Raw genomic sequence first — 12,552 nt, 5'->3', positions numbered from 1 at the left:
TTTATAGGCTTTTTAGAAAGAGGGCGTACTTAAATGGACCAACAATATACAGCAACTGTTGTTATGGCTACCTATAATGGAGAAAAAAACATCTTAGAACAGTTGGATTCTTTAAAAAATCAATCGAAAAAAGTTGATGAAGTATTGATTTGGGATGATTGTTCTACAGATTCTACAGTTAAAATAATTGAAAAATTTATCTCTGAAAATAAATTAGGTGAAACGTGGCATTTGAAAATCAATAAGGAAAATTTAGGTTGGCGCAAAAATTTCTTTAATCTATTGAATGCTGCTACAAAAGAAATTGTTTTTACTTGTGATCAAGACGATATTTGGGATGTATCTAAAATTGAAGTGATGTGTAACGCTTTTGTAAACACTGATGTCAAAGTTTTAGTAAGCGATTATACTGAATTAGTAGAACCGGGAGGATTAGCAGAGGAATTAAAAAAAATTGATTCAGTTAAACTGCCTAATCAAAAAGAAGAACAGGTTGTATTTAATGAAAACAATTTATTTTTACGTCGACCAGGTTGTGTATATGCAATTAGAAAGAGTTTTATTGCAAACGTTAATCTATACGCATCTGAAATGGAAAATCCTGTACATGATATGGCGATGTGGGGAAGTTCTTTACTAAGTGATGGGCTCTATATCGTTAGGGAAGAATTAATTAGATGGCGTAAACATGGACAAAGTTCCTTTAAAAAAGAAATTGATTTAGCTAAGAGACAAAACCACTTTGAAGAAAGATTGAATACTTTACGCCGGAGATTACAGCGTACAAAGGCTGCAAAGAATTATTTAAATAATCAACCACATGTTGAAGAATTTGAATATAAAGACAAAGTTCTTTCAAACTTGATTAAAGAGTTGAATATGCGAGTATCTTTATTAGAACGAAAAAAAATTATTCCGATTCTATGTGCCTTTTTTAAGTATCATCATAAGTTTTATTTTAGCACAGATATGTACCATATCATGAAATATAAAATTAGAAAGTGAGCATAATGCTATGAATTCAAAAGCAAAAATGGTGGCTAAAAACCTTTATTATACTGTGGCTGCAAATTTTGCAACGTTGGGTATTTCGGTTCTCTTAAATTTATTTGTTCCTAAGTTGCTAGGCGTTACAGAATACAGTTATTGGCAACTTTATGTTTTTTATTCTTCATATGTTGGATTTCTCCACTTAGGCTGGATTGATGGTATCTATTTAAAAATCGGGGGAGAAGAATACGAAAATTTAGATAAAAGAAATCTCGGTTCTCAATTCTGGTATTTAGCGATTTTTGAATGTTGTATTTCTGCTTTTGTCATTCTTTGGGCTTACTTTTTCATGCCGAAAGAATATCAAGGGATTATTTTGATATTGACGGCCATTGTTTCAGTAATTACAATTGCAAAAACGTTTATTCTGTATGTTTTTCAGTCAACAAATCGTATTAAGGAATATGCTCAATTATCCAGAAATGATCGCTATTTATATGTCCTGTTCATTGCAATTTACTTTGCATTAGGAGGACGAGATTTTTATTGGCTAATCATTATGGATATACTTTCTAAACTGATTATTACGGTTTGGGGAATGTTTAGAGTTAAAGACATGTTGCGTGTGAACATGATGAGTTTGAAGGAAGTTACTCCTGAAATAGTTGATAATATTAACATAGGTAGTAAACTAATGCTCAGTAGTATAGCAAGTATGCTAATAATGGGAACCATTCGCTTTTTTGTTCAACAGCGTTGGACTATCGAAACCTTTGGTAAATTGTCCTTTACTTTAAGTTTATCAAATATGTTTTTAACTTTTATTAATGCTGTTGGAATTGTAATGTTTCCGTTGTTAAGACGGACAAATAAAGAGCGATTGCCGTCTTTATTTGTCACATTAAGAGGTGTTTTTGTTCCGTTGACGTATGCAATTCTGCTGTTATATGTACCCGTCAAATTTGTTTTAGGTATGTGGTTACCCGAATATAGCGAGAGTTTGAAATTTATGGGAATTCTATTTCCTATAGTTATTTATGAAGGTCGGATGTCTTTACTAATTAATACGTATTTAAAAACGTTGAGAAAAGAAAAAACAATTTTATTTGTTAACGTATTGACACTTGCCTTGTCGTTAATCCTGTCGCTGTTTGTGATTTTCGTTGTTGGGAACTTGAATTTAACTGTTGGGTTGATATTAGTAAGTTTAGCATTTCGTTGTAATTTAGCGGAAATTTTTCTATGCAAAGATATGAACGTTAAAATAGGTAATAGTACTGTATTGGAAACGTTGGTTACATTATTGTTTATCTTTAGTAATCTTTGGTTTGGCGGTAGTATTTATAGTTTCATTTCTTATGGAATTGTGTACATTATCTATTTCTTATTCATTCATAAGAGTTTTGTGAATAACGCAAAGAATTTAAAATATTTAGTAAAAGGTTGAGAAAGTTATTTTCTCTCCTTTTTTATTGAAAAAAACAAACTGTAGTCTTTGACACCTAAAAATGGTAAAATTAATGTATTATTTTAATTGGAGTGGGAAACTTGAGGAACTTTTTAATCACAGGCGGCGCCGGCTTTATCGGCTCAACCTTAGCAAATTATTATAGTAAAGACAATCAAGTTGTGGTCGTTGATGATTTATCAATGGGCCAAACTGAAAATTTAAACGCATCTGAAAACATCACGTTCATTGAAGGTAGCGTGACTGATCAACAATTAATGGAAAAAGTACTACAAGAGTATCAGTTCGATTACATTTTTCACTTAGCAGCGATTGCTAGTGTAGCAGACTCAGTAGCACGTCCAGTGGAAACACACCAAGTGAATTTTGAGAGTGTGTTACAATTACTGGAATTAATTCGGAAATACCAGAAAGATTTAAAACGTTTGGTGTTTGCTTCTTCTGCAGCAGTTTACGGCGATGAGCCAACTTTACCAAAACAGGAAGAATCAGTAATTCGTCCATTAACGCCTTATGCGGTGGATAAATTTGCTTCTGAAAAATATGTGTTAAACTATTGTCATTTATATGATGTTCCGACAAGCGCTGTTCGGTTCTTTAACGTTTATGGGCCAAACCAAAATCCTAATTCCCCTTATTCTGGCGTTATTTCGATTGTGATGGACTCTTACAAACGCTTATTAGCCAATCAAGAAGTGACATTCAATATCTTTGGTGATGGAAAACAATCTCGTGATTTTGTCTTTGTTGAGGACGTGGTTCAAGCGTTGAATCTTGTCGCTCATTCTGACCAATCACTTGGGGAAGTATATAATGTCGGAACAGGGAAAGCAACCGATTTAAATGAGTTAATTTCTTCTCTAAATGATATTATGAAAGTCACTTTGCCAGTTGAATACAAAGAAGCGCGAGCTGGGGACATCAAAGATTCTTTAGCGGATATATCTAAATTACGTGCCATTGGATATGAACCAAAATATAGTATCCAATCTGGTTTAGATAAATACGTTAATTATGAATTAAAAGATTAAGAGAATAAAAAGACGGATTTGAGACTAAATTGTTTATAAGACTTAAAGAGTAGGACATCAGTCGCTTTGATTGATGTCCTACTCTTTCTTTTAGTTTTTCCCATATTTGAACCCACCTCACTCCAATGGTACAATAAACAAGATTGGAGTGAGAGCATGACAGATATTATTGCACATCGAGGAAGTAAAGGCACCCATCCTGAAAATACGTGTATTGCTTTCAGAGAGGCTGTTCGTATTGGTGCTGAAGGAATTGAATTAGACGTTCACCTATCTAAAGATGGTTATTTAATCGTTATGCATGATGAAACGGTGGATCGTACGACAGATGGTCATGGTGAAATCCAACAGTTAACATTAAACGAATTAAAACAACTAGACGCTGGAAGCTGGTTTCAGAAAAATCCTTCTGTTCAATGTGTTCCAACATTGGAAGATGTTTTAAATTGTCTTGTAGAAGAACAATTCAATGGTTTTTTGAATATTGAACTTAAAACGGATATTATCCATTATGAAGGAATTGAGAAAAAAGTCGTCCAACAAATGAATCAAAAAAACTGGCCGTTTCGTTATTTATATTCCAGTTTTTATTTTCCAAGTTTAGTTAAATTAAAAAAAGCTGATCCTAAGACAGAAATTGCCTTTATTTATGAATCTGCAGAGGATTTAAGTCAAGCGGGACCGGCATTTGCTCTTGTCGATAGTTTACATCCAAAATTGTCATGGGTGTTGGCTCATAAAAAAGAACTTATCACAATTGGCAAACCGCTGCGGCCATGGACTGTTAATCGGATGGAAGAAATGGAAAATTGTTTTCAGCTAAAATTGGCGGGTGTTCATACGGATTTTCCTGAAGAAGCAAAATTTGCTCGTCAAAATTGGCAAGAAGAAGGAGAAACATAATTGGAGAAAGTATTAGTTATTGTAGGACCCACCGCGGTGGGGAAAACAGCATTAAGTATTGCTTTAGCAAAAAATTTTAATGGTGAAATTATTAGCGGTGACTCCATGCAAGTTTATCGCTCGTTAGACATTGGCACCGCTAAAGTCACAGAAACAGAAAAAGAAGGGATTCCTCACTATTTAATTGATTGCCGTGAAGTCAGCGAGACTTATTCTGCTGCTGATTTTCAGAGAGAGGGTCGTCAAAAAATCAAAGAAATTACTGAAAAAGGGAAACTGCCAATTATCGTTGGAGGAACAGGTTTGTATATTCAATCACTTCTTTATGATTTTCAACTAGGAAGTCGTGAGATAGATGACTCGCCTGAAATTAGAGAAACGTACAATTTATTTGCGGAAGAAAAAGGGAATCAAGCCTTATGGCAGTTATTAAAACAAAAGGATCCTCTAGCGGCTAACAGCATCCATTTTAATAATCGCAAAAAAGTGATTCGTGCGTTAGAGGTCTTTGATAAAACCGGTTATAGTATTTTGACCCCGAAGGAAAAACCAGCTCGTCTCTATGATTATTATTTATTAGGTTTGGAAACAGATCGCGCTTTATTGTATGAGCGCATTAATCAGCGGGTGGATCAAATGATGACAAAAGGACTGTTGGAAGAAGCAAAACAGATGTTTCAGCAACCACATGCACAAGCAGCTCAAGGCATTGGCTATAAAGAATTTTTTCCGTATTTTTCCGGTGAACAAACATTAGAGATGGCGGTTGAAACAGTCAAACAGCAATCACGGCGATATGCCAAACGTCAATTGACTTGGTTTAGAAATCGAATGGCTGCGCATTGGTGGGATTTGGTTCAACAGCCAACAGATTTGCCCAAGTTGGAAAAAGAAGTAGCGGAATGGCTACAACAGAAGGAGAGTGAGTAGGCGATGACCACTCATGAAAAAGTTATTTTAGTAGGAGTTGAGACGGAAAAAAATTATCAGACATTTTCTGCATCAATGGAAGAACTGGCGAATTTAACGGAAACTGCTAATGGAGAAGTGGTGTTTGTTTTAACGCAAAAACGACCACAAGTTGATCGACAAACCGTAATCGGTAAAGGGAAATTGGAAGAATTAATTCAATTAACAGATGCCTATGAAGCGGATCTTGTGATTTTTAATCATGAGCTCACACCGCGTCAAAATCAACTGTTATCTGAAGCGTTAGCTGTACGAGTAATTGATCGTGTACAATTAATTTTGGATATCTTTGCTTTGCGTGCGCGCTCCAAAGAAGGAAAGTTACAAGTTGAATTAGCACAATTGGATTATTTATTGCCTCGCTTGGCTGGTCAAGGAAAACAGTTGTCCCGACTTGGAGGAGGTATTGGGACACGCGGGCCTGGTGAAACAAAATTAGAGTCGGACCGCCGACACATTCGGAATAAAATCTTAGGCATCCGTCGTGAGTTAAAAGAAGTCACTGCTCATCGTGAACGAAGCCGCCAAAAAAGACAAAATTCAGAACTATTTCAAATTGGCTTGATTGGTTATACCAATGCTGGCAAATCAACCATTCTCAACATGTTGACAACAGCAGGAACTTATTCAGAGGATCAATTGTTTGCAACGTTAGATCCTTTAACCAAAAAATGGCAATTGCCTCAAGGCATGGAAGTTACTCTGACAGATACGGTCGGCTTCATTCAAGATTTACCAACACAACTGATTGAAGCCTTTCAGTCGACATTGGAAGAAAGTCGGACGATGGATTTACTGCTCCATGTAGTGGATGCAAGTGCGCCAGATCGGTTACAACATGAACGCACAGTTCAAACATTGATGAAAGAATTAGCGTTGGAAAATATTCCGTGCTTGACGGTTTATAATAAAAGAGATCAAGTGGACAGTAAAGAATTTGTCCCAACCTTATTTCCCAATGTATTGATCTCAACTAAAATTTCTGAAGATAAAGAACGACTGGTTCAAGCTATCCGTGCCCAAATGATGGAATTACTCGAGCCTTATCAATTAGAAATTAGCCCAACTGATGGACAACTATTAAGTGAACTTCGCCGGATGACACTAATGTTTTCAGAAGAATATGCTGAAAATGAAAATCGGTATATCGTGAAAGGATTTGCGAAAAAAGAGTCTAAATGGTTGGCTGAATCCGAAAAAGAATAAAAAATGGTAAGTTGATTAGAAATGATTTGTAAAAACAAATCATTTCTATTTTTTTGATTAGTAGTAGAAAATCAGCCGTGAAAAGATGGAAAAGTCCATATTTATCAGGTTTTTTGTTTTATGTTAGAAAATCTAACATAAGTTCTTGACAATTTGTCATTCTATTGTTATTCTAAGAAATAACTAAGAGAGGAGGATGGAGATGAGAGAAAAAGAGTTACGCCGTTCCATGTCAGTTTTTCCAATTGGTACAGTTATGAAACTAACGGATTTGACCGCTCGACAAATTCGCTACTATGAAGAACAGGGATTGATTCATCCAGAACGTAGTGAGGGCAACCGACGCATGTATTCTTTAAATGATATTGATGTTTTGTTAGAAATTAAAGATTATTTATCTGATGGATTGAACATGGCAGGGATTAAGCGTGTGTATGAAATGAAATTAGAGGAACAAAAAAACACCGCCGAGGCAACTCGTCCGTTAACTGATGCAGATGTTCGTCAGATTTTATACGACGAAATTCTTTCGCAAGGAGGACTTACTCAGCAAAATCCGTTCCAATCGAATGTACCAAGGCTTTAACGTTTCAGCAGCCAATAAAAATGAAGGATGGGGATCAGACCGATGACAAGAAAAGCCAAAACGGCAGAAGAGATTAAACATATTGCAGAAGAAGAAAACGTACGTTTTTTACGACTAATGTTTACCGACATTATGGGAACAATTAAAAATGTTGAAGTTCCTGTGAGTCAGCTAGATAAAGTATTAGATAATAAAATGATGTTTGATGGGTCATCCATTGAAGGATTCGTTCGTATCGAAGAAAGTGACATGTATTTATACCCTGATCTATCTACATGGATGATTTTTCCGTGGGAAAGCGACCATGGAAAAGTTGCGCGCTTAATTTGCGATATTTACAATCCTGATGGTACCCCTTTTGCTGGAGATCCCCGCGGTAATTTAAAACGCGCCTTAGCAGATATGAAAGAATTAGGCTTTACTTCTTTTAACTTAGGACCAGAACCAGAATTTTTTCTATTTAAATTAGATGAGAATGGTGAAATTACCACTGATTTGAATGATAAAGGTGGCTATTTTGATTTTGCGCCAACCGATTTAGGTGAAAATTGTCGCCGTGATATTGTTTTAGAGTTAGAAAGTTTAGGCTTTGAAGTGGAAGCTTCGCATCATGAAGTAGCACCTGGTCAACATGAAATTGACTTTAAATATGCTGATGTAGTTGATGCTTGCGACAATATTCAAACGTTCAAATTAGTTGTGAAAACTATTGCGCGCAAACATGGCTTGCATGCAACATTTATGCCAAAACCTTTGTTTGGAATTAATGGTTCTGGTATGCACTGCAATATGTCATTATTTAATGAAGAAGGTAATGTTTTTTATGACGAGTCAGGAGAGATGGGCTTAAGCCAAACTGCGTATCATTTCTTAGGTGGTTTATTAAAACATGCCCGTGCCTATACTGCGGTATGTAACCCAACAGTGAACTCTTATAAACGCTTGGTACCAGGTTATGAAGCACCTGTTTATGTAGCTTGGAGCGGCAGAAATCGTTCACCACTCATTCGAGTTCCTGAGTCTCGTGGTTTATCGACTCGTTTAGAGTTACGTTCTGTCGATCCTTCAGCGAATCCGTATTTAACAATGGCTGTCTTATTACAAGCAGGTTTGGATGGTATTCGTAATGAACTTACGCCACCGCCAGCAGTTGATCGTAACATTTATGTGATGAATGAGGAAGAACGTCAACATGCACAAATTGAAGATTTGCCATCAACCTTACACAATGCCATCAAAGAATTACGTAAAGATCAAGTAATGATTGATGCATTAGGTCGTCACATTTTTGCCAATTTTGTAGAAGCAAAACGAATGGAATGGGCAGCCTTCCGTCAAACCGTTTCTGAATGGGAAAGAGAACAATATTTGGAGTTGTACTAAAAGCCGTTACTTTTAATAATCTTAATGTTTAGAAAGAGGGAGATAAGTCGAAACGCTTATCTCCCTCTTTCATTCTTTAGTTTGTGAACGAATAGATAATTTCTATTTCACAAAATAAAGTAATTTTAATTCAGTGAAATAGTTTGTTTATAGGGGATAAAGTGGTTTTTTCTCAATTTCTCTTTTATTTTTAAGCAAAAAAATTGACAAAATCTTTCATAATTTGTGAAATTCCGCTATAATAAACAAGAATATGCGTGCAACTATTCTATTTTTTAGATATAAAGGATGAGAAAAACATGCGGAAAATGAAAACAATGGATGGGAATGCTGCAGCAGCTTATATTTCCTACGCCTTTACAGAATTAGCAGCCATTTATCCAATAACACCAAGTTCAACAATGGCTGAGCTTGTTGATCAGTGGTCGGCCGAAGGTAAGAAAAATATCTTTGGTCAACCTGTGAAAGTAGTCGAAATGCAATCGGAAGCTGGTGCTGCCGGGGTGGTCCATGGCTCTTTAAAAACAGGCGCGCTTACCACGACCTATACGGCTTCACAAGGGTTACTTTTAATGATTCCTAATATGTACAAAATAGCTGGAGAACTATTACCATCTGTTTTTCATGTGGCGAGCCGAGCTTTAACTACGAATGCTTTAAATATTTTTGGTGATCAAGGAGATGTAATGGCCGCACGCCAAACAGGCTTTGCTATGTTGTCAGAAAGCAGTGTACAAGAAGTGATGGATTTGGCACCAGTGGCTCACTTGGCTTCGATTGAAGCGAGTGTTCCATTTATGAACTTTTTTGATGGCTTTAGAACAAGTCATGAAATTCAAAAAGTGGCAGTTCTTGACTATGAAGAATTAGCACCCTTAGTAAATCAAGAGAAATTAGCCGAATTTCGTCGTCGAAGCATGAACCCGAATCACCCTTCCGTTAGTGGAATGAACCAAAATCCAGATATTCACTTTCAACAACGAGAAACAATAAATCCTTATTATGAAAAATTACCTGGTATTGTTCAAAAATATATGACAGAAATAAACCGGTTACGGGGAACCAATTATGATTTGGTGACGTATTATGGCGCAGAAGATGCAGAAGAAGTGATCGTTACAATGGGTTCAGTTGCGCAAACAATTGAACAGACTGTTGATTATTTACAAGAAAAGGGAAGAAAAGTTGGCTTCCTTAATGTCCATCTTTATCGACCATTTCCAGTTGAAACATTTCTCGAAAAAATACCACAATCAGTTAAAGCAATTGCTGTTTTGGATCGGACGAAAGAGCCCGGTTCTGGTGGCGAACCGTTATTATTGGATGTCCAAAGTGCGATGTATGAAGCGGACATTCGCCCAACAATTATTGGTGGGCGCTATGGTTTAGGTTCTAAAGATGTACTGCCAAATCAAATTGTTGCGGTTTTTGATGAATTAATGAAAGAACGTTCTGCCATGAAGAAGCGTTTTACAATTGGGATTGATGATGATTTAACTTATACTTCATTAGAAGTTGGCAAACCACTTGATTTGACGAATCCGAAAACCTATCAAGCTAAATTTTGGGGCTTTGGTTCTGATGGCACAGTAGGGGCGAACAAGTCAGCAATTAAGATTATCGGTGATCATACAGACAAGTTTGCGCAAGGCTTTTTCTATTATGATTCAAAAAAATCAGGCGGGTTGACCGTTTCTCATTTACGTTTTGGCGAGACGCCTATTCGTTCAACGTACCTCATTGAACATTCTGATTTTGTAGCCTGTCATACAGCCGCTTATTTGCATACCTATGATTTAGTAAAAGGGTTAAAAAAAGGCGGTACTTTCCTCTTAAATACCATTTGGAATGATGAACAACTAGCACGATTTTTACCAAATCAATTAAAACGGTATCTAGCTGAAAATGAGATTCAGTTTTATACAATCAATGCAGTAAAATTAGCTAGTGAAGTCGGACTAGGCGGGCGAATTAATACCGCAATGGAAACAGCTTTCTTCAAATTAGCGGAAATCATGCCTTTTGAGCAAGTGTTACCAATTTTAAAAGAAGAAGCACTGAAAAGTTATGGTCATAAGTCCATGAAAGTTGTCGAAAAAAATATTCAAGCAATCGATAAGACCGTTGAATTGTTGCATCAGGTACCTGTTCCAGAAGAGTGGAGAACGCTTGAAGTTCAACCGCGAAAACGTTCAGAAAATGTTAGTGATTTTGTTCATGAAATTGTTGAACCGATTAATCGTCAAGAAGGCAATGCGTTATCTGTTGCGACACTAGCGAAAAATGGGATGACAGATGGGCGGATGCCTTTGGGAACTGCGGCAGTTGAAAAACGTGGGGTGGCATTAGAAGTACCTGAATGGATTAGCGATCGGTGTACCATGTGTAATGAGTGTGCCTTTGTATGTCCCCATGCGGCGATACGACCATTCTTAGCCGATGAAGAAGAAATGACTGAAGCTCCAGAAGGATTCATTGTGCGTGATCTACGTGGTGCCGACGGCTTGAAGTATCGTATCCAAGTCTCAGTCAAAGATTGTACTGGCTGTGGTCTTTGTGTTGAAGCCTGTCCAGCTAAAGGCAAAGCTTTAGTAATGAAACCTTATGAAGAAGAAAAAGAGCAGGCTATGAACTGGGCGTTTGCTATGACGTTACGTCAAAAGGAAAACCCAGCAAAACCGAATACTGTTTTAGGTTCGCAATTTAATAAACCTTTATTAGAGTTTTCTGGTGCTTGTTCTGGTTGCGGCGAAACGCCTTATGTTAAATTATTGACGCAAATGTTTGGTGACCGAATGCTGATTGCTAATGCAACAGGTTGCTCATCGATTTGGGGTGCTGCAGCGGGTGTGACACCTTACACTACGAATGAACAAGGACAAGGTCCAGCCTGGTCAAATTCTCTTTTAGAGGATAATGCCGAGTTTGGTTACGGCATGTTGTTAGCAACGCAAGCGCGTCGCGAACGTTTAGCTAGTAAAATGACCAAAGCTTTTTCTGTAGCCAGTGACTCATTGCGTCTATTGATGGAAGATTGGATAGCACATCTGTCCGAAAGTGAAGGTACGCAACAACGTGCAGCTAAATTACGTGCAGCTTTGCTTGAAGAAAAAACGAATCAACCTTTATTGGAAGCAATTTATGACGATCAAGATCTTTTTGTCAAACCAAGTCAGTGGATGATTGGTGGGGACGGCTGGGCCTACGATATTGGCTACGGCGGGATTGACCACGTGTTAGCCAGTGGCGCGGATGTAAATATGTTAGTTCTAGATAATGAAGTCTATTCCAACACAGGTGGCCAAACTTCCAAAGCAACTCCTGCATCAGCGATTGCGAAATTTGCTGCCAGTGGGAAGTATGCCTCTAAAAAAGATTTAGGGATGATGGCAATGACTTATGAAAATGTCTATGTCGCTCAAATTGCCTCAGGTGCAAACCAAATGCAGACGATTAAAGCTTTTGAAGAAGCAGAAAAATTCCCTGGACCATCGATTATTATTGCTTATACACCATGTATTACACATGGTTTAGCAGGTGGGATGAGTCAAACCTTGAAAGAAGCGAAAGACGCAGTTCATTCAGGTTACTGGTCTTTATATCGCTATAATCCATTATTGCGAGAAAAGGGCAAAGAACCAATGACATTGGATTTCAAAAAACCAGATTTTTCATTAATGAAAGAGTTTATGCGCCAACAAGTTCGCTTTGCATCCTTAGAATCTAGTCAACCAGATACAGCGGAATTGTTATTTAATAAAACAATTAATGATGCTAAGAGACGGTTCTATAATTATGCTCGTTTAGCTGGTCAAGAAGAAAAAATTCGAGCAAAACTTGAAAAACAAAGTGAACCAGAAATAACTGCGCCAGAGAACGAGAAGCCACGAGTGAAAAAAGAACGCGTAGTTGATCCGGAAGCGGAAGCAAGAAGGGCTGCCCGCCGCGCAGAACGAGCAGCCAAGAGAAAACAACGTGAGCAAGATTAAATAGAAGTCAAAAAAACGTGTCTGAGC

The 12,552-nt window shown here is 37.2% G+C and carries 9 protein-coding genes; all 9 read left to right on the top strand.

Annotated features, from left to right (window positions below; translation table 11 throughout):
• Positions 1-33: 33 nt before the first annotated feature.
• Positions 34-1,005 (top strand): glycosyltransferase family 2 protein, encoded by a 972-nt coding sequence (locus IGM13_RS09330; protein WP_002419733.1) that lies wholly within the window; start codon positions 34-36, stop codon positions 1,003-1,005.
• Between the two features lie 10 nt (positions 1,006-1,015).
• Positions 1,016-2,437 (top strand): lipopolysaccharide biosynthesis protein, encoded by a 1,422-nt coding sequence (locus tag IGM13_RS09325; protein ID WP_002366935.1) that lies wholly within the window; start codon positions 1,016-1,018, stop codon positions 2,435-2,437.
• 92 nt (positions 2,438-2,529) lie between these two features.
• A complete protein-coding gene (locus IGM13_RS09320) occupies positions 2,530-3,489 on the top strand; it encodes a GDP-mannose 4,6-dehydratase (protein WP_002419732.1) in 960 nt (319 codons plus the stop codon).
• A 156-nt stretch (positions 3,490-3,645) separates the two neighbouring features.
• Positions 3,646-4,392 (top strand): glycerophosphodiester phosphodiesterase, encoded by a 747-nt coding sequence (locus IGM13_RS09315; protein WP_010827565.1) that lies wholly within the window; start codon positions 3,646-3,648, stop codon positions 4,390-4,392.
• Positions 4,393-5,322, top strand: a complete 930-nt coding sequence (gene miaA / locus IGM13_RS09310; RefSeq protein WP_002419730.1) for a tRNA (adenosine(37)-N6)-dimethylallyltransferase MiaA — start codon at positions 4,393-4,395, stop codon at positions 5,320-5,322.
• Between the two features lie 3 nt (positions 5,323-5,325).
• On the top strand, positions 5,326-6,567 hold the full coding sequence (gene hflX, locus IGM13_RS09305; protein ID WP_002419729.1) for a GTPase HflX: 1,242 nt from the start codon (positions 5,326-5,328) through the stop codon (positions 6,565-6,567).
• 202 nt (positions 6,568-6,769) lie between these two features.
• The gene (locus IGM13_RS09300) at positions 6,770-7,153 is read left to right on the top strand and encodes a MerR family transcriptional regulator (protein WP_002388239.1); all 384 of its coding nucleotides are present in this window, start codon (positions 6,770-6,772) and stop codon (positions 7,151-7,153) included.
• A gap of 42 nt (positions 7,154-7,195) precedes the next feature.
• Positions 7,196-8,536, top strand: a complete 1,341-nt coding sequence (gene glnA / locus IGM13_RS09295) for a type I glutamate--ammonia ligase (RefSeq protein ID WP_002356929.1) — start codon at positions 7,196-7,198, stop codon at positions 8,534-8,536.
• Between the two features lie 257 nt (positions 8,537-8,793).
• Entirely contained in the window at positions 8,794-12,525 is a 3,732-nt protein-coding gene (gene nifJ / locus IGM13_RS09290) for a pyruvate:ferredoxin (flavodoxin) oxidoreductase (RefSeq protein ID WP_002419728.1), read from the top strand.
• Positions 12,526-12,552 lie beyond the last annotated feature (27 nt).

It is taken from the genome of Enterococcus sp. DIV0561 (assembly GCF_050539875.1).
GTDB classification, from domain to species: Bacteria; Bacillota; Bacilli; order Lactobacillales; family Enterococcaceae; genus Enterococcus; species Enterococcus faecalis.
Note: the sequence above shows the minus strand (reverse complement) of the source record. Positions and strands in the feature narration are given on the sequence as shown.